20 protein-coding genes are annotated in these 17,804 nt (G+C 62.9%); 8 read left to right on the forward strand and 12 right to left on the reverse strand.

Translation table 11 applies throughout. The features are described from left to right. Nucleotides 1-51 precede the first annotated feature (51 nt). The 3 genes from bfr to V1294_RS32470 all read right to left on the reverse strand — a co-directional run bounded on the left by bfr (nt 52) and on the right by V1294_RS32470 (nt 1,432). Entirely contained in the window at nt 52-537 is a 486-nt protein-coding gene (gene bfr / locus V1294_RS32460) for a bacterioferritin (protein WP_334484493.1), read from the reverse strand. A gap of 139 nt (nt 538-676) precedes the next feature. Next, nucleotides 677-952 (reverse strand): (2Fe-2S)-binding protein, encoded by a 276-nt coding sequence (locus tag V1294_RS32465; RefSeq protein WP_334484497.1) that lies wholly within the window; start codon nt 950-952, stop codon nt 677-679. Between the two features lie 183 nt (nt 953-1,135). Next, a complete protein-coding gene (locus V1294_RS32470) occupies nt 1,136-1,432 on the reverse strand; it encodes a hypothetical protein (protein ID WP_334502946.1) in 297 nt (98 codons plus the stop codon). Nucleotides 1,433-1,605: 173 nt separating this feature from the next. Here V1294_RS32470 and V1294_RS32475 point away from each other — a divergent pair, with 173 nt between their 5' ends. Next, complete coding sequence (locus tag V1294_RS32475) at nt 1,606-1,917, forward strand: hypothetical protein (RefSeq protein WP_334484503.1); 312 nt, start codon at nt 1,606-1,608, stop codon at nt 1,915-1,917. A gap of 230 nt (nt 1,918-2,147) precedes the next feature. Then, nucleotides 2,148-2,420 (forward strand): hypothetical protein, encoded by a 273-nt coding sequence (locus V1294_RS32480; RefSeq protein ID WP_057853001.1) that lies wholly within the window; start codon nt 2,148-2,150, stop codon nt 2,418-2,420. A gap of 82 nt (nt 2,421-2,502) precedes the next feature. Here V1294_RS32480 and V1294_RS32485 read toward each other — a convergent pair whose 3' ends face one another. The 4 genes from V1294_RS32485 to ettA form a co-directional block, all read right to left on the reverse strand. Further along, nucleotides 2,503-2,850 carry a YunG family protein gene (locus V1294_RS32485; protein ID WP_334502948.1) on the reverse strand — a complete coding sequence of 116 codons (348 nt, stop codon included), beginning with the start codon at nt 2,848-2,850 and terminating at the stop codon, nt 2,503-2,505. A 43-nt stretch (nt 2,851-2,893) separates the two neighbouring features. Beyond that, nucleotides 2,894-4,087, reverse strand: coding sequence for a lytic murein transglycosylase (locus V1294_RS32490; RefSeq protein ID WP_334489907.1), 1,194 nt, complete (start codon nt 4,085-4,087; stop codon nt 2,894-2,896). A 73-nt stretch (nt 4,088-4,160) separates the two neighbouring features. Next, complete coding sequence (locus V1294_RS32495; protein ID WP_334441771.1) at nt 4,161-4,751, reverse strand: TIGR00645 family protein; 591 nt, start codon at nt 4,749-4,751, stop codon at nt 4,161-4,163. 474 nt (nt 4,752-5,225) lie between these two features. Further along, on the reverse strand, nt 5,226-6,875 hold the full coding sequence (gene ettA / locus V1294_RS32500) for an energy-dependent translational throttle protein EttA (protein WP_334502951.1): 1,650 nt from the start codon (nt 6,873-6,875) through the stop codon (nt 5,226-5,228). Nucleotides 6,876-7,125: 250 nt separating this feature from the next. Here ettA and V1294_RS32505 point away from each other — a divergent pair, with 250 nt between their 5' ends. Together V1294_RS32505 and V1294_RS32510 are read left to right on the forward strand one after the other, a co-directional pair. Beyond that, entirely contained in the window at nt 7,126-7,320 is a 195-nt protein-coding gene (locus V1294_RS32505; RefSeq protein WP_190241936.1) for a hypothetical protein, read from the forward strand. A gap of 125 nt (nt 7,321-7,445) precedes the next feature. Beyond that, nucleotides 7,446-8,405, forward strand: a complete 960-nt coding sequence (locus tag V1294_RS32510; RefSeq protein ID WP_334502953.1) for a D-2-hydroxyacid dehydrogenase family protein — start codon at nt 7,446-7,448, stop codon at nt 8,403-8,405. Nucleotides 8,406-8,512: 107 nt separating this feature from the next. Here V1294_RS32510 and V1294_RS32515 read toward each other — a convergent pair whose 3' ends face one another. Beyond that, the gene (locus tag V1294_RS32515; RefSeq protein WP_334502955.1) at nt 8,513-9,478 is read right to left on the reverse strand and encodes an NAD-dependent epimerase/dehydratase family protein; all 966 of its coding nucleotides are present in this window, start codon (nt 9,476-9,478) and stop codon (nt 8,513-8,515) included. A gap of 194 nt (nt 9,479-9,672) precedes the next feature. After that, a complete protein-coding gene (locus tag V1294_RS32520) occupies nt 9,673-10,971 on the reverse strand; it encodes a L,D-transpeptidase (RefSeq protein WP_334502957.1) in 1,299 nt (432 codons plus the stop codon). 346 nt (nt 10,972-11,317) lie between these two features. On the opposite strand from V1294_RS32520, the gene V1294_RS32525 reads away from it, so the two are divergent. Beyond that, nucleotides 11,318-12,124, forward strand: a complete 807-nt coding sequence (locus V1294_RS32525; protein ID WP_334502959.1) for a hypothetical protein — start codon at nt 11,318-11,320, stop codon at nt 12,122-12,124. A 12-nt stretch (nt 12,125-12,136) separates the two neighbouring features. Here V1294_RS32525 and sseA read toward each other — a convergent pair whose 3' ends face one another. The 3 genes from sseA to V1294_RS32540 form a co-directional block, all read right to left on the reverse strand. After that, the gene (gene sseA, locus V1294_RS32530; RefSeq protein ID WP_334502961.1) at nt 12,137-12,991 is read right to left on the reverse strand and encodes a 3-mercaptopyruvate sulfurtransferase; all 855 of its coding nucleotides are present in this window, start codon (nt 12,989-12,991) and stop codon (nt 12,137-12,139) included. A 155-nt stretch (nt 12,992-13,146) separates the two neighbouring features. After that, a complete protein-coding gene (locus V1294_RS32535) occupies nt 13,147-13,560 on the reverse strand; it encodes a rhodanese-like domain-containing protein (protein ID WP_247784199.1) in 414 nt (137 codons plus the stop codon). A gap of 148 nt (nt 13,561-13,708) precedes the next feature. Further along, the gene (locus V1294_RS32540) at nt 13,709-14,884 is read right to left on the reverse strand and encodes a vWA domain-containing protein (protein WP_334502964.1); all 1,176 of its coding nucleotides are present in this window, start codon (nt 14,882-14,884) and stop codon (nt 13,709-13,711) included. A 141-nt stretch (nt 14,885-15,025) separates the two neighbouring features. On the opposite strand from V1294_RS32540, the gene V1294_RS32545 reads away from it, so the two are divergent. From V1294_RS32545 to V1294_RS32555, 3 genes are all read left to right on the forward strand, one after another. Further along, complete coding sequence (locus V1294_RS32545) at nt 15,026-15,268, forward strand: GlsB/YeaQ/YmgE family stress response membrane protein (RefSeq protein WP_334484533.1); 243 nt, start codon at nt 15,026-15,028, stop codon at nt 15,266-15,268. A gap of 99 nt (nt 15,269-15,367) precedes the next feature. After that, the gene (locus V1294_RS32550) at nt 15,368-16,210 is read left to right on the forward strand and encodes an AAA family ATPase (protein WP_334502966.1); all 843 of its coding nucleotides are present in this window, start codon (nt 15,368-15,370) and stop codon (nt 16,208-16,210) included. A gap of 82 nt (nt 16,211-16,292) precedes the next feature. Continuing rightward, on the forward strand, nt 16,293-17,795 hold the full coding sequence (locus V1294_RS32555; RefSeq protein WP_334502967.1) for a flavin-containing monooxygenase: 1,503 nt from the start codon (nt 16,293-16,295) through the stop codon (nt 17,793-17,795). The last annotated feature ends 9 nt before the right edge of the window (nt 17,796-17,804 follow it).

Raw genomic sequence — 17,804 nt, forward strand, 5'->3', positions numbered from 1 at the left:
TTCGCTCCATACGAGCCGACCCTCCCCCTCCAGGGGAGGGTAAGGAGGAGCTCAGTCCCCGTTCTCCAAGCCGCCGACATGCTTCTGTGTGTAGAGATCAAGCCCGATGCGCTTGATCAAATCGAGTTGGGTTTCGAGGAAATCGATGTGATGTTCCTCATCCTTCATCACGCTCTCGAACAGATCGCGCGAGACGTAATCCTTGACGCCATGGCAATAGGTCGCGGCTTCCTGATAGAGCGTGCGCGCGGTCATCTCGGTTGCAAGATCGCATTCGATGATCTCCTGAACGTTCTGGCCGATGCGCAAGGGATCGAGCACCTGCATGTTGGGGAAGCCGTCGAGGAACAGGATCCGGTCGGTGAACTTGTCGGCGTGCTCCATCTCCTCGATGGATTCCTTGCGCCAGACCTTGGCCATTTCCAAGAGACCCCAATTGTTCAGGAGCCGGTAATGCAGCCAGTATTGGTTAATCGCGGTGAGCTCGCTGCGCAGGCCCTTGTTGAGATAATCGATGACTTTGGGATCGCCCTGCATGGTCCACTCCGGTTTTCCCAGGCCAAACCCGGCCTGACACTGCATTTAGAACGCTTCTAAATGAGTTTAGTGCCGAGAGCAACCGTTCCGCCAAAAAAGCGGTGGGAACGGCGGAAAATCAGTGGATTCGGAGGGGTTTTCAGCAGGCCGCGAGCGCGAAGGCCGGGGCAGTATCCTGCGCGGGCTCGTCATTGGCCGCGTGGCGGCTGTGCGGGCAACCGGAGCAGCATTCCTTGGCGCAGGCGCCGAGGGCTTCGTCGATGATGGCCTTGATCGTGCGCGCGCACCGGCCGCATTCGGCGCTGCAGCCGAGGCAACCGTAAATCTGTTTCGGATTGCGCGGCAGGTCCGAGGATGCACTTACGGCATTACGGACATCGTGGTCGCTCAAAACATTGCAGGAACAGACGATCATGAAACGGAAAGAACCCTAGTGTGATGCGACCTCATCGATATTTAAGAGCGCGACGAGATGCAAAAGGAAAAGCCGCATTTTCAAGCAATTCCAAACTGATGCCGGGGATACACTGGAATGAATCTAAACAGGCGTCGTTGCGGTAGGTCACACTGGCACTGATTTACCGGCAGGTTTTCGGCGTCAATCGCCACCACTGCCACTGCCGCCGCTGCCGCCGCCGTCGCCACCGCCTCCTCCACTGTCGCCGCTGGAATCGCTGGACGAGGTGGAACTATCCGACGAAGAATTGTCGCTGCCGAACCATGAAAGCAGGTTCCAGCCGCCACCGCCGGAACTGTCGCCCGAGCCTATGCCGGAAGCGTCGCCGCCGTGCTCTCGCGCCTGGTTCTTGCGGTTTTGCACCCGACTCATGAGCAAGTAGCAGATCAGCGACGTCCCGCCGACCGCCACCATGAATGCCGTCATTCCGCTCGTCATTGTGTCCTGCGTTCAGGGCTGATGAAGAACCTTTGGTATCTCCGCACCGCGATTTGCCGGTTCGTCCCATTTTCGTCGCCCCGGACGCGCAGGCCGTTCATTGATCATTCAAGCGAAATGTGGAACTTTTGCCGAGACAAAACGTCCTTGCTCCCCACGAGAAAGGTGAGGCCATGAAGAAGACATTGATGGCGCTCGGCGCCGCCGCCGCATTGACCGTTTCGGCCGTAGCGATCCCCGCTCCCGCCCAGGCGCAGCGCGGCGTTGCAGCGGGCGTCGCCGCCGGATTGATCGGTGGCGCCATCGTCGGCGGCGCGATTGCTTCGCAGAACGGCTACTATTACGGCCCGGGCTATTACGGGCCCGGCTACGGCGGCCCGGCCTATGTCGTCGATCCCGGCTACGGCGAATCCTGCATCTGGCAGCGGCAGCGGTTCTGGGATGGTTACGGCTGGCGGGTCCGCAACGTCAGGGTTTGCGATTAGCACCCGTTCATCTTCATTAAATTAGCGCGCCACATCCCGGAACGGCGCCGGTTTCCGGGATGCATGCCGTTTCCGGCCCGAAAAAGACCGCTTTTTCCGGTCACGCTTCAGGCACGTTTACTTTCGATTGACCCATGTGCGCTTTTTTAGCGAAGCGGCAGTTCGAAAACGGCGTGTGAGTCATCCCTAAACCCGGCGCTCGATGGCGCCACCCCAGGAGAGCCCAGGACATGAAGAAGACATTTGCTGCCTTGGTCGCGGTCGCAACGATTGCCGGTTCGCTAGCCTCGACACCCGCAAGCGCACAGCGCGGCGTTGCCGCTGGCGTGGCGGCCGGCTTGCTCGGCGGCGCGATCATCGGTGGCGCGATCGCCTCCAGCCGCCCGGCCTACGGTGGTCCGGTATACGTGGAAGAAGCGCCCTACCCGGCGTGCCGGATGGTTCGCGAGCGCTTCTGGGACGGCTATGACTGGCGCTATCGCCGCGTCGAGGTCTGCAACTGATCTGATCGCTTGGCGCGCAAGCCGCGCGTCTTGATCGAAAGCCCGGCCGATATCTCGGCCGGGCTTTTTCTTTGCCGTGGCGTCAAACGACGCCCGTCACCCTGCTCTTCAGCAACTCGTATTGCTGCTGCGAACAATCGCCCAGCGCCTCGTCCCGGTTGCTCGGGATATCGTCGTAACCAATGGGGCTGTCGAATTGACTCATCGTGAAGTCTACGCGCCTTCCGTCAATCCGGTTGTAGAAATGGCAGGCGCCGTTGACATCGGTTTTCAGGATTTCGCCACCGAGCTTGTCATGCACGACGAGCGCTGTCACGCCGCACTGTCCGCATGCCGGATTGTCCGGCTGCCAGCGGCTGCTGGTCTCGATCGACCACGACCGCCGGAGTTGCTGATAGAAATCGACGAGAAGCGCACTGCCAGCGGTCATCGGCACCTCGAATTCGGTCGCCCTTATTCGTGAATGATACGCCCTAGCGCCCGGCACTCATAGAGCGCAGCACCGCTTCGCTCGGCCAGCAATCGACCTTGAGGCCGGCGGACTTCTGATACGCGCCGAGCGCCGCACGGGTCTGCATGCCCGCCTTGCCGTCGAGCTTGTCCTTGTAGAGGCCGATGCGCGTCAGATGACGCTGCATCGCCTCGACATCGGCGGAGCGCAACTGCGTCGAGGCGGACCATGGTGTGGCGAACGGCTGCGGGCTCGTCATGCGGTCGGCGAGATGGCCGACGAACAGCACATACAAGTCGGAGAAATTATATTCCTTGATGACGAAGTAGTTCTTCGTGGTCAGGAATGCCGGGCCGTAGATGCCCTCCACCTGCAACAGCGAGGCCGGCTGCGCCTGCTCCGCCGCGCTCAGCTTTTGTCCGCGCACCGGCACAAAACCCGCACGCAGCCATTCGGCGATCGGCTTCGTCACCTCGGGCACGCCCATGGTGCAATCGACATTGGCGGGCGCCTTCACCTCATAGGCCCAGCGAACGCCCGGCTGCCAGCCCTTGTTGACGAGCTGCTGCGCGGCTGCGGCCAGCGCGTCCGGCACCGAATGCCAGATGTCGACCCGGCCGTCGCCGTCGAGATCGACGCCGTGCTTGTAGTATTCCGACGGCAGGAACTGGGTGTACCCGGTGGCGCCGGCCCAGGACGAGCGGAAGTCTTTGCGCGCCACTGCGCCCTCGCCGAGAAGCTTCAGCGCCAGGATGAATTCACTCCGGTATTGATCCTTGCGTCGCCCGACATAGGCCTGCGTGGCGACGACGCGCAGCGTGTCGTAAGGCAGACGGTAGCGGCCATAGTCCGTCTCGCGGCCCCAGATCGCGAGCACGATGCTTGAAGGAACGCCGAAACGCTTTTCGATCTCGGTGAGCGCCGCGCGATGCTTCTGCATCAGCTTCTGCCCTTCGGCTGCGAGCCGCGCGATGGAAGCTTCCTTCACGTAATCGGCCGGCACCTGCACGAACTCGGCCTGCGACGGTGCGCCGGTGGCGGGCCGGCCAGGCAGCAAAAGATCGGGCAATTTGTAATCGGGCTCGAGCCCGCGCGTCTCGGCATCGAACGTCGCGCGCGACACGCCGGCCGCCTGCGCCTCCGGCCACAGCGAGGCAATGAACTGGGTAAAATCGGCGTCGGCGGCGCGGGCCGGACGCATCGCGCCTGGCGTCATCGCTGCCAGTATCAGAACCGCGGCTATCAACCTCTGTCGCAAACCGGAATCCTGTCGATCGACACGTCACCCATCAATGCGAGACGGCCTGTTTGGCATGCTCGGTGGAAACATTCGACAATCTGTCGACATAGGCAATGCCGATCGCCGACAGAATGAAAACCGTGTGGATGATGGTCTGCCACATCACCCCGGTTTCGGTGTAGCCGCTCTTGCCCGAGGCCAATCCACCGGCCTCGATGAAGGTACGCAACAGATGGATCGACGAGATGCCGATGATGGCCATCGCGAGCTTGATCTTGAGCACGCTGGCGTTGACGTGGCTGAGCCATTCCGGCTGGTCGGGATGTCCTTCCAGATTGAGACGGGAGACGAAGGTCTCGTAGCCGCCAACGATCACCATCACCAGCAGGTTGGAAATCATCACCACATCGATCAGGCCCAGCACCGCCAGCATGATCTGCTGCTCGCTGAAATCGAAGGCGTGGGCGAACAAGTGCCACAACTCCTTCAGAAACAGCACCACATAGACGCCCTGCGCGACGATCAGGCCAAGATAGAGCGGCAGTTGCAGCCAGCGGGAGCTGAAGATCAGCAGCGGGACCGGACGCAATGCCTTCCTCTGAGCTTTGGGCGGCAAGGGTGTTTCGGGAGTAAGGGACATTCAGGAGGGCTCGCTTGCGGAGGATTCGAATTGCGGAAGGAGGTCTATATCTACGCAATCTGACCGCGCTGTGAAGCGACAACTGGCCGCAGCGCATGTTACAGGATGGTCAGGTTATTCCGAGCTTCAAGGCAAAATAGCGGTCTTGCACGCCCCAGCGCGAAAAGTTTGCCCAAGCCTGATGTCGCGATCGAGAAGCATGCGCTGTCAGCACGGTGAGAGCAACGATCGGCGTCTACCCGGCCCATCCGTTCACAGCTACGTTCAGCGAGAAGCAGGATAGGCTAAGTGCAGGCAGTCTATCAGCAGGTCGTCCCTGCGAACGCAGGGACCCATAGCCACCGAACGCAGATGCGTTAGAAGGCATTAGCAATTGCTGCCATATCGATAGATCACGCGGTATGGGTCCCTGCGTTCGCAGGGACGACACTTGTTACGCCGCCGCAGCCCAAGCGCATCGGCCAATGCCTGAAATCACCGCGTCAGCTTCTTATACTTCACGCGGTGCGGGATGATGCTGTCCTGGCCGAGCCGGCGCATCTTGTCTTTCTCATAGTCCTGGAAGTTGCCCTCGAACCATTCGACATGGCTGTCGCCTTCAAAGGACAGGATGTGCGTCGCGATACGGTCGAGGAACCAGCGGTCATGGCTGATGATGACGGCGCAGCCGGCAAAGTCCTCCAGCGCCTCTTCCAGCGCGCGCAGGGTGTCGACGTCGAGGTCGTTGGTCGGTTCGTCGAGCAGCAGCACGTTGGCGCCGGATTTGAGCATCTTGGCCAGATGCACGCGGTTGCGCTCGCCGCCTGACAACGCGCCCACCTTCTTCTGCTGGTCGGCGCCCTTGAAGTTGAACGAGGAGCAATAGCCGCGCGAGTTCACCTCGCGCTTGCCGAGCAGGATCAATTCGTTGCCGCCGGAAATCTCTTCCCAAACGTTCTTCTTGCCGTCGAGATTATCGCGCGACTGATCGACGTAACCGAGGTGCACGCTCTCGCCGACCGTGATGGTGCCCTGGTCCGGCTTCTCCTGCCCGGTGATCATCCGGAACAGCGTGGTCTTGCCGGCGCCGTTCGGGCCGATCACGCCGACGATGCCGCCCGGCGGCAGCTTGAAAGTGAGATTCTCGATCAGCACGCGATCGCCGAAGCTCTTGTAGAGCCCTTCGAAGTCGACGACGTTCTGGCCCAGGCGCTCGGCGACGGGAATCGTGATCTGCGCGGTCGTGGTCTGCTTCTCGCTCGCCTGCTTCAACAAATCTTCATAGCGCTGATAGCGCGCCTTGGACTTGGCCTGGCGCGCTTTCGGCGAGGACGCGATCCACTCCTGCTCGCGGGCGAGCGTCTTCTGGTGCGCGGCATCCTCGCGGCCTTCCTGCTCGAGGCGCTTCTGCTTCTGCACCAGCCAGGACGAGTAATTGCCCTCGTAGGGAATGCCCTTGCCGCGATCGAGTTCGAGGATCCACCCCGTGACATTGTCGAGGAAGTAGCGGTCGTGGGTCACGATCAGGATCGCGCCGGGATAGTTGCGCAAATGGCCTTCCAGCCACGACACGGATTCGGCGTCGAGATGGTTGGTCGGCTCATCCAGCAGCAACAGCTCCGGCTGGTCGAGCAGCAGCTTGCAGAGCGCGACGCGACGGCGCTCGCCGCCCGAAAGCTTGGTCACATCGGCATCGTCGGGCGGGCAGCGCAGCGCGTCCATCGCCTGGTCGACCTTGCTGTCGAGATCCCAGAGGCCCGCGGCCTCGATCTCATCCTGCAGCTTGGTCATCTCGTCGGCGGTCTCATCCGAATAGTTCATCGCCAGTTCGTTGTAGCGATCGAGGATCGCCTTCTTCTTGGCGACGCCCTCCATGACGTTCTCGCGAACCGACTTGGAAGGATCGAGATGCGGCTCCTGCTCGAGATAGCCGACGCGGGCGCCCTCGGCGACCCAGGCCTCGCCATTATACTCCTTGTCGAGGCCGGCCATGATCTTGAGCAGCGTCGACTTGCCGGAGCCGTTGACGCCGAGCACGCCGATCTTGGCGTCGGGGTAGAACGACAGATGGACGTTATCGAGCACCTTCCGGGTCGGGTAGCTCTTGGTCAGACCTTGCATGAAATAGACGAACTGGCGCGCCATCGAGAGCCCTTAGAATCGTTGGATTTTGCGGAAATTTGCTGCCGCTGATGTAGCGGCGTGGCCCCGAAAGGGCAACCGCGGGAACCCGTTTTCCATCCGTTCACCACGGATGAATACGGGTTGGACACCATGTGGGCCGAGATCCCGACAATTGAAACTATCTTTTAATAAATCAGGCGAAAACTCGTTTTCAGGCGCCGAATAAGGCGTTTACGCGGCCAGCCGCCGCGACTGAAAAAGGGCCCGCGTCATGGCTACGATCAGCTCGGCATCCCTGCACGCCCCGGCGAACAGCCGCGACGGACTGGAAAAACCCTTCGCAGAACTCCGCGCCTTCTTGCGCCAGTTCATCGCCAAAGCGTTCGATCCCTACCGGCCGGAACTGCACTATATGCGCGGCCCGGGCCCGGCCTGGCGCGCCAAGCATCCCGGCCGTTCGAACTGAGCTATCCGGTTATTTGAGGCAGCCCCGCATTTAAGTCCGCTTGCGCCATCTCTGATTGCGCGCAACCATGGCGACTTCCCCGACGGCCGCTTCCGGCCGTCATCCTCGCCACCAACGGACCTCCCATGACGCGGCTGCGCTGTGCAATCCTCGACGACTATCTCAATGTGGCGCTCTCGGTCGCCGACTGGTCCAAAGTATCCGACCGCGTCGACGTCACGGTGTTCAACCAGCCGTTTGCGACCGCCGAAGTCGCGGCCAGTGCACTTAGGGATTTCGAGATCGTCTGCGCGATGCGCGAACGCACGCCGTTTCCGCGCACCATGTTTGCCGCGCTGCCCAACCTGAAACTCCTGATCACCTCCGGCATGCGTAATGCCGCCATCGATATGGAAGCCGCCAAGGACCACAACGTGATGCTATGCGGCACGCAATGGGGCCGTGACCCGACCGCGCCGCTGACCATGGGCCTGATCCTGGAACTGACGCGCAATATCGGCCGCGAAAACGCCCGCATGCATGCCGGCGAGCCCTTGCAGAAATTCGTCGGCATGGAGATCGAGGGCCGGACGCTCGGGGTGATCGGCCTCGGCAAGCTCGGCACCAAGGTGTCGAAACTGGCGCAGGCCTTCGGCATGAACGTGATCGCCTGGAGTCCGAACCTGACACCGGAGAAGTGCCAGGAAGCCGGCGTGACCTACGCCAGCAAGGAAGAGCTGTTCTCGACCGCCGACATCGTCACCATCCATGTGGTGCTGAGCCAGCGCTCGCGCGGGCTGGTCGGGCGTGACGACCTCGCGCGGATGAAGCCGACCGCCTACCTCGTCAACACCGCGCGCGGACCGATCGTCGACGAAGGCGCGCTGCTGGAGGCGCTGACGCAAAGGAAGATCGCGGGCGCCGGCGTCGACGTGTTCTCGGTCGAGCCGCTGCCGGTCGACCATCCGTTCCGCAAGCTCGACAACATGGTGCTGACGCCGCATCTCGGCTACGTCACCGGGGACAGTTTTCGAAACCACTATCAGCAGATGGTCGAGGGCATCGACGCCTGGTTCAAGGGCGAGCCGAAGCAGCGGCTGGCGTAGAGCCTTTCGGTTCTGATTGCATCAGAACCGAGCTCTAGCTTCTTGTTTTGACGCGTTTTCTTGACGCGAACCGGCGTCCACTTCGCTCGAAAACGCTATTGCCGCGCTCAGGCCGCATGTTGCGTGGTGGCCCGGCTCGCGACCTCCGCAAATCCCTGGCGCCACGACGGATGCGCCGGCCGCCAGCCCAGCTCCCGCCTGGCCTTGGCGTTGGAGCCTCCTCGCACCTCGGTCATCATCGAAACCAGGTGCTCGCCGGCGAACAACCGGCCAAGCCAGGCCGGCACGCGTATCGGCGGCCTGGCTCCGACCAGGGTGGCAAGGGCGGGCAGCCATTCGCTGACTTCAGCCGGCTCATCGTCGACGATGTTGTAGATGTTGCCGGGCTCGCCGCGCTCGACGGCGGCAACGGTAGCGGCGGCCGCATCATCGACGTGGATGAACGACCACTGTCCGCCACCGCCGCCGATCAGCGGCACGCGCCGGCGGCGCAACTGGTCGATCATCGCGCGCGAGAGCATCCCGGTGTCCGGGCCGTAGAATGATCCATATCGCAGGACAATCCCCTCAGGGTTCGCCGAGCCGGTGACGGCGTCCTCCAGATGCCGGATCGCTTGCAGGGTGCGGTGCAGCTCCTCCGGCGGATCGGGATCCAGCGCATCGGCCTCCGTCTTGACCTGTTCGCCGCCGCGGCCGTAGGTCCAGCCGCAGAAGCTCTGGGCGATGAAACGTTTCACCCCGGCTTCGCGGGCGGCCGCCAACAGGAAATCGGTGCCTTCCGTGCGCAACCGGTTGGTGGTGGCGAAGGCACGATCGAAATGCCGGATGTCCGTGACATCAGCCAGATCGGTCATCTGGTCGATGATGATGTCGGGCCTCGCCGCGATCACGGTGTCGAGAATGGCCGGCGCGTCGAGCCCATTGGCGATCGCAGGTTCCGCGCCCATCCGTTTGATGATCACGGCCTTCGCCGGCGTTCGCGTTGTGCCGACGACGGAATGACCGGCTGCAATGAGCTGCGGAACGAGCTGAAGGCCGACAGCGCCGGTGGCGCCCGCAACAAGAATTCGCATGGCGTGATCCTCATATTCGTTGCGACCGAGCGGCAGGTAGTCGGAGCGAATGTGAAATCAAGCGTGCGAATGTGGCGGCGGTGTAAATCTGTGCGAGCCGGAACTCAGATCAGCCGGGGCCGATTGCACCTCGTACCCCAACAAAAAAGGCGCGCTCTCGGCGCGCCTCAGATGCTTGTTCGACGACCGCCCGATCAGCGAATCGTGACCGGCGCGGGCAGCGGTGGCACCACCGTCGTCGGCTGCTGCGCGCCGGGAACAGGCGCCAGTTGGGCCTGAGAAGCCGGTCCCGGGGCTGCTGCGGCAGCCGGGCCAGCGGACGGCGACGGGGCGGCCGACGCGCTCGCGGTGTTGGCGGGCGGCGCCCCTCCTGGCATCACCACCACGCGGGTGCCGACCTTGGCGCGCTCGAACAGATCCGAGACGTCCTCGTTCAGCATGCCGATGCAGCCCGAGGAGACGAACTTGCCGATCGTCGAGGGCTGGTTGGTGCCGTGGATGCGGTAAATGGTCGAACCGAGATACATCGCCCGCGCGCCGAGCGGATTGCCGGGGCCGCCGGCCATGAAGCGCGGCAGATAGGGCTGACGCTCGATCATCTCGGTCGGCGGATGCCAATCCGGCCACTCGGCCTTGCGGCTGATCTTCTGCACGCCGTTCCAGGTAAAACCGTCGCGCCCGACGCGGACGCCGTAGCGGATCGCGCGGCCGCCACCAAGCACGTAATAGAGGTGGGTGTTCGAGGTATCGACGACTATGGTGCCCGCGGGCTCCTTGGTCGCAAAGGCCACTTCCTGACGGCGCAGGTGCGCCGGAAGCTGCGCAGGGCCCACTTCCGGCTGCTCTTCCGGCGGCAGCGCAGCGAGCTGCACCGGCCTGCCGTCGGCGCCAACCGAAGGCTGCTGCGGTTGCGGGAGCGCGCCGGTAGCGCCGGGCGCCGGTGCGCCGCCGACCGATCCCGGCGGGCGCAGGCCAGCACGGTCGTCGTTCGGATAGACGATGCCGGCGCCGGGAATGCGGCTGTCGCCGCGATCCGAATAGGCCGGCTGCTGCTGACCGGGCGGGCGGTCCGCATAAATCACCGGCGGCGGACCGGCCGGGCGGCCGTAACGCGGATCGTCGGGCGAAAGGATCGGGCCAGTCGGCGTCGGGGCGCCGCGGTCAGAATAAACAGGCGCGCCGCGGTCCGAATAGACCGGGGCGGCGGCCGGACGGCCATAGCGCGGATCGCTGGGTGACAGCACCGGGCCGGGCGGCGGCAACGCGGCCGCGTTCTGACCGTCCGGCGCGTCGTCATCATCAAGTGCGTCGAAATCGGGTTCGCCGGGGCGGCGGCGTTCATCAGTCGCATAGCCACCGGGAACATACGGTCCCGGAGCCGTCGAATAGACCTGACCTTGGGCGGGATAGCCCTGCTGCGCATGGGCGAGCGAAGTACCCGCCAAGCCAGCGGCCATGGCGGCACAAATCGTCAGAATGCGGTTATTCATCATCGCCTTTTTATAGACCCCAAGCCCCACCGGACGGTTAACGGCAGATGACGGAAGATAGCGGCACATTCAAGACAAGTCCGCGAAATTCGGCCCGTTCCAGTCATTTGTGATCGCCGCCCGGCTGCGGCACAGATGCCTCAGCGCGCCGGAAATCGCCATTGTGGATGGTCAGCGACTTCAGACTGAAGATTTTGCAACAAAAAGCCACCGGGCACTGAGATACTCTCAAATCGGCCTGATTCGCGCGCACGCACGCGCGCATCACGAATCAGGCCACACAGTGGTCACCGCGTTCCCCTGGCAATCAATAACCCTCCAGCGATCAAGGAGGGTGGAACTCGAGTCCATGCTTCCCGGCTTTCGTTTCCTGTTCACCGCCATCGTCCTATCGATGTCGGTCCTGGTTTTTGGGCTTGGCGCCGCCGCCCTGTTGCGCTCCGCGCATGAGGAATTTGCCAACCTTCCCTCGCGGCGGGCGACGCCCGAGCCGATGTTTGCCCGACTGAATGACGGCCCGCCGCCGACGCTGGCGCTGCTGCGGGTCGATCCGCCAGTCGCGGAGAAGCCGGCGGAGAATGTCCCCGCCGCAGTTCCGGCAGCAGCCCCGGACGTCCCGGCGCCGGCCGGACAGGCCCTCGACGCCAGTCCGGCGGAGCCCGAGAAACTGGCAGCCGTGAGTCCGGCTGAGCCGATGCAGGTTGAAGCGGCAAAGCCGGAAGACCAGGCGCAGGAGGCAAGCGCGGAGGCATCGGCAGCTCCGGCCCCTGCGGCGGCCGGAACCGAGGCGCCCGTGGCCAATGCGGAAGTGAAGATCGCCGCCATCGCCGCAACACCGGAACCTGCCGCGGCCACTCCGCCTGCAACTTCGCCGGAGCCGGCAGCGAATATCCCGTCGTTCGAAGGCAGTATCGCCAGGACCCTGATCGCGACGCTCGGCGGTCCCGCCGTCCTCATCGATGAAAAGACATCGACCACGGAAGCGAAGCCGGACCGCAGCGCCGGCCAGAAGAGAGCCGCAGAGCGGGCCCGGGAACGGCGGCGGATTGCTGCAGCACGCCGCGCGCGCATCGCGCGTGAGGCAACGCTGACCCTGCAGCAGCAACAACCCAATCCGTTCTTCCCGCCGCTCCCGGTGACGCGCGCGACAAGGTAGCTTCTGGGTTGGTCAGGCCGGACCGGTCGCGACCGGCGGACCATCCGCCGCGCCCCACTCCGTCCATGAGCCGTCATAGAGCGCCGGGTTCTCGACGCCGAGGCGATAGAGCGCCAGCGTCAGCACGGCGGCGCTGACACCGGAGCCGCAACTGGTCACGATCGGTGCGTCGAGCTTCACGCCGGCGCCCGAGAACGCCGCGCGCAATTCGTCCAGCGATTTCATCGTGCCGGTCGCGGCATCGAACAGGTGGTTGTAGGGCAGGCTGAGACTGCCCGGGATATGCCCGGAGCGAAGGCCCGCCCGCGGCTCGGCCACCTTTCCCTGATAGCGCTCGTTGGCGCGCGCATCGATCACCTGCTCGGCCCGGCTGGCGAGATTGGCGATGAGCTGCTGCATGCTGCGCGTGCGCCGCGCGTCGAACGTCGCCTTGAAGGTCGCGGGCTTCGGCGTCACCTCACCGTTCTCGACCTTGCGGCCCTCGGCGACCCACTTCTTCAGGCCGCCATTGAGTATGCGCACGTCCTTGCCGAACGACAGGAACATCCACCACACCCGGGGTGCGGCGACCCAGCCGCCGGAATCGTAGAGCACAACCGTGTCGTCATTGCCGATCCCGAGTCCGCCGACGTCGCGGCCGAACTGTTCAGCGGAAGGAAACATGTGCGGCAGCGGGTTGGAATGATCGGACACCGCGTCGACGTCGAAGAACACCGCGCCCGGGATATGCGCGGCGAGATAATCGTCTTTCGGCAGCGGCAGCACGCCCGGCATCTTGAACGAGGCGTCGATCACCTTGACGTCGGGATCATTCAGGTGCGCGGCGAGCCATTCGGTGGAGACGAGCGGGTCGGTGGTGGTGGGCATCAGTGCAAATTCCTTGCGGTCATTCCGGGATGGTCCGAAGGACCAGACCTCAGATGCGCAATTGCGCATCGGGGAATCTCGAGATTCTTTGATGTACAATTGTACATCATAGTTCGATGCTGCGCATCGCCCCGGAATGACTGTGGTTGGGGTATTCACCCCTTCTTCTTCGGCTCCCACTTCTCGACCGGGCCGCCGGCGTCGCGCCAGGCGGCGAAACCGCCGCCCATATGGGCGACCGGCTTCAGGCCCATGTCCTGCGCGGTCTTGGCCGCGAGCGCCGAGCGAAGTCCGCCGGCGCAGTGGAAGATGAACTTCTTGTCTTCTTGGAAGATCGGCTTGGCATAGGGGCTTTGCGGATCGATCCAGAATTCAAGCATGCCGCGCGTGCAGGAGAAGGCGCCGGGGATCTTGCCCTCGCGTTCGATCTCGCGGGGGTCGCGGATATCGACGATGACGACGCCCGGGTCCTGCGCGGCCTTGATGGCATCCGCCGCGCTGACGGTCTCGATCGCGGCATTGGCTTCGTCGATCAGGGATTTGATCCCGCGGTGAATGGTCTGGGGCATTGATTGCACCTTTCGTTTTTCTTGCCGTCATTCCGGGGCGATGCGGAGCATCGAACTACGATGTGCAATAGCACATCGGAGAATCTCGATCGAGTGAAGTAACCTCTAGATTCCGGGTCGCTTCGCGCCCCGGAATGACGGCGATGGCCTACCGCACCAACTCCTTCATCGCGCCTTCGAGGCCTTCGATCGTGATCGGGTACATGCGCTCCGAAAGCAGCCGGCGGATGATAGTGGTGGATTCCGAATAGTCCCAGTGCTTCTGCGCCACCGGATTGAGCCACACGGTGTGCGGATAGGTGCGCGTGATGCGCTCCAGCCAGACCGAGCCGGCCTCCTCATTGACGTGCTCGACCGAGCCGCCCGGCACCATGATCTCGTAAGGCGACATCGAGGCGTCACCGACGAACACCACCTTGTAGTCGTGCGGATACTTATGCAGCACGTCCCAGGTCGGCGTGCGGTCGGTGAAGCGGCGCTTGTTCTGCTTCCAGACGCCTTCATAGAGGCAGTTGTGGAAGTAGAAATACTCCATGTGCTTGAATTCGGACTTCGCCGCCGAGAACAGCTCCTCGACCTGCTCGATATGCGAATCCATCGAGCCGCCGATATCGAAGAACACCAAAACCTTCACCGCATTGCGACGCTCGGGGCGCATGTGGACGTCGAGATAGCCGTGGTTGGCGGTCTCCCTGATCGTGGTGTCCAGATCGAGCTCGTCGGGCGCGCCGGTGCGGGCGAACTTGCGCAAGCGCCGCAGCGCGATCTTGATGTTGCGGATGCCGAGCTCGACATTGCCGTCGAGGTCTTTGAACTCGCGCTTGTCCCACACCTTCACGGCGCGGTTGTTGCGGTTCTTCTCCTGCCCGATTCTTACGCCTTCGGGATTGTAGCCATGGGCGCCGAACGGCGAGGTGCCGGCGGTACCGATCCACTTGTTACCGCCCTGGTGGCGGCCCTTCTGTTCCTCAAGGCGCTTGCGAAGCGTTTCCATGAGCTTGTCCCAGCCCATCGCCTCGATCTGCTTCTTCTCTTCCTCGGTGAGGTATTTTTCGGCGAGCTTCTTCAGCCACTCGGCGGGAATGTCCGCCTTCTCCATCGCATCCAGCAGGCTTTCCAGCCCCTTGAACACGGTGCCGAAGACGCGGTCGAACTTGTCGAGGTTACGCTCGTCCTTCACCAGGGCGGCGCGGGAGAGATAGTAGAAATTCTCGACCGTCTGATCGGCGAGGTCGGCGTCGAGCGCCTCCATCAGCGTCAGATATTCACGCAGGGTCACCGGGACCTGCGCGTCGCGCAGCGATGTGAAGAATTGCAGGAACATGGGATACAGATTGCCCGCCGGACCGCACACGTCAAGAGCCGGCGCACGTCAAGGGCCGGCGCATAGCTGTCAGACCTAGACCGGGAGGCTTTTTCAATTACAATTGAGCCATAAACGGCTTATTCCGGCAGGGGAAATTCAATGGGCATCATTGCGGCACTGATCATCGGCGGTATCGCGGGCTGGCTTGCCGGACTGATCGTGCGCGGCGCCGGCTTCGGGCTGATCGGCAATATCGTGGTCGGCATCATCGGCGCGCTGCTGGCGAGCTGGCTGCTGCCGCAACTCGGCGTCAGTCTCGGCGCCGGCTGGGTCCGTGACATCATCAACGCCACCATCGGCGCGGTGATCATTCTGGTCATCCTGTCGCTGATCAGACGCTGAGGATAGCCCCTCAACTCCAATCGCGACCGCCAGACCGGCGGTCGTTTACTGTTCAGGCCGCGAGCGGCCCAAGAACGAAGCAACAAGGCAAACGGATAGATGAAATTTACCGGCACCAAGGACTATGTCGCCACCGACGACCTCAAGGTCGCCGTCAACGCCTCGATCGTGCTCGAGCGCCCGCTGCTGATCAAGGGCGAGCCCGGCACTGGCAAGACCGTGCTGGCGGAGGAAGTCGCCAAAGCGCTCGGCGCACCACTGCTGACCTGGCACATCAAGTCCACCACCAAGGCGCAGCAGGGCCTGTACGAATACGACGCGGTGTCGCGCCTGCGCGACAGCCAACTCGGCGATCCCCGGGTTTCCGACATCTCGAACTACATCAAGCGCGGCAAATTGTGGGACGCCTTCACTCACGAGAAGCGCCCGGTGCTTCTGATCGACGAAATCGACAAGGCCGACATCGAATTTCCCAACGACCTGTTGCTCGAGCTCGATCGCATGGAGTTCTTCGTCTACGAGACCGGCGAGAACATCAAGGCGAGCCTGCGCCCGATCGTGATGATCACCTCGAACAACGAGAAGGAACTGCCGGACGCGTTCCTGCGCCGCTGCTTCTTCCACTACATCAAGTTCCCCGATGCCGACACCATGGGCCGGATCGTCGACGTGCACTTCCCCGGCATCAAGAAGCGCCTGGTGGAAGAGGCGCTGCGGATCTTCTTCGAGGTGCGCGAAGTGCCGGGCCTGAAGAAGAAGCCCTCGACGTCCGAACTGCTCGATTGGCTCAAGCTGCTCTTGAACGAGGACATCACCCCGGAAATGCTCAGGGAGCGCGACCCGCGCAAGCTGATCCCGCCGCTGCATGGCGCCCTGCTCAAGAATGAACAGGACGTGCACCTGTTCGAGCGGCTGGCGTTCCTCAGCCGCCGCGAAGTGTAATTCGCTGACGACTACGGCGCCAGAACCCCAAGGTTCTGGCGTTTTGCTTTCAAAACACAACAAACCAAAAAGAACAGGGAAGATGAACGTTCAAACCCAGATCGACAGGGCTTCGCCCCGCGCCTCAGCGCATTTCGACGTCCTGATCGCCGGCGCCGGGATTTCGGGCGTTGGGGCTGCCTATCACCTCACCACGCAATGCCCGGGAACGAGCTTCGTCGCGCTGGAAGCGCAAAAGACTTTTGGCGGCACCTGGACCACGCATCGCTATCCGGGCATTCGCTCCGACAGCGACCTGCATACGTTCGGCTACCGCTTCAAGCCATGGACATCAGCGCCGATCGCAAGCGCCGCCGAAATCCTGAAATACATGGGCGAGGTGATCGAGGAGAACGATCTCGCGCCTCACATCCGCTATCAGCACACCATCACCTCCGCGAAATGGTCGAGTGAGGAAAACCTCTGGACCATCGAAGCCACCCGCACCGACACCGGCGAGCAGTTGCGCTTCACCACTAATTTCTTCTGGATGTGCCAGGGCTATTACCGCCACACCGAGGGCTACACGCCGGAGTGGAAGGACATGGCCAGGTTCAAGGGCCGCATCGTCCATCCGCAGAAATGGCCTGAAGACCTCGACTACAAGAACAAGCGCATGATCGTGATCGGCTCGGGTGCCACGGCGGCGACGCTGATCCCGGCGCTGGCGGGCGATTGCGCGCATGTCACGATGCTGCAGCGTTCGCCGACCTATTTCCGCACCGGGCGCAATGCGATCGAAATCGCCGAGGAGCTGCGGAAACTGCAGGTCGACGAGACCTGGATCCACGAAATCACGCGGCGAAAAATCCTGTTCGATCAGGACGCCTTCACGCGCAAGACGTTCGCGGAGCCGGAAGCGGCCAAGAAGGATCTGCTGTCGGCGGTCGAAGCCTATCTCGGCAAGGACTACGACATCGCGACCCACTTCACGCCAAAGTACCGGCCGTGGCGGCAGCGCATCGCGTTCATCCCGGACGGCAACCTGTTCCAGGGCATCAAGTCCGGCAAGGCCTCCGTCGTCACCGACGAGATCGACCGCTTCACCGAAAAGGGCATTTTGCTGAAATCCGGCAAGGAGCTTGAAGCCGACATCATCGTGACAGCGACCGGCTTCAACCTCTGCGCCAATGGCGACATCGAATTCGCCATCGACGGCAAGCCGCTCGACTTCGCCGACACCGTGACCTATCGCGGCATGATGTTCACCGGCGTGCCGAACCTGGTCTGGGTGTTCGGCTATTTCCGCGCCAGCTGGACGCTGCGCGTCGACCTGGTCGCCGATTTCGTCTGCCGGCTGCTCACGCACATGAAGGAGACCGGCGCGAAAAAGGTGACGCCGGCGTTGCGTCCCGAAGACCACAACATGCCGCTGTTGCCCTGGATCGATCCGGAGAACTTCAATCCCGGCTACATGATGCGCGGCATGCATCTGCTGCCCAAGCGCGGCGAAAAGCCGGAATGGCAGCACAACCAGGATTACTGGGCCGAGAAGGACGAATTCCCGGCCATTGATCTGAAGGACAAGGCGTTCGTTTACGGCTAGGTACGCCGC

It is taken from the genome of Bradyrhizobium sp. AZCC 1678, assembly GCF_036924765.1.
Classification (GTDB): Bacteria; Pseudomonadota; Alphaproteobacteria; order Rhizobiales; family Xanthobacteraceae; genus Bradyrhizobium; species Bradyrhizobium algeriense.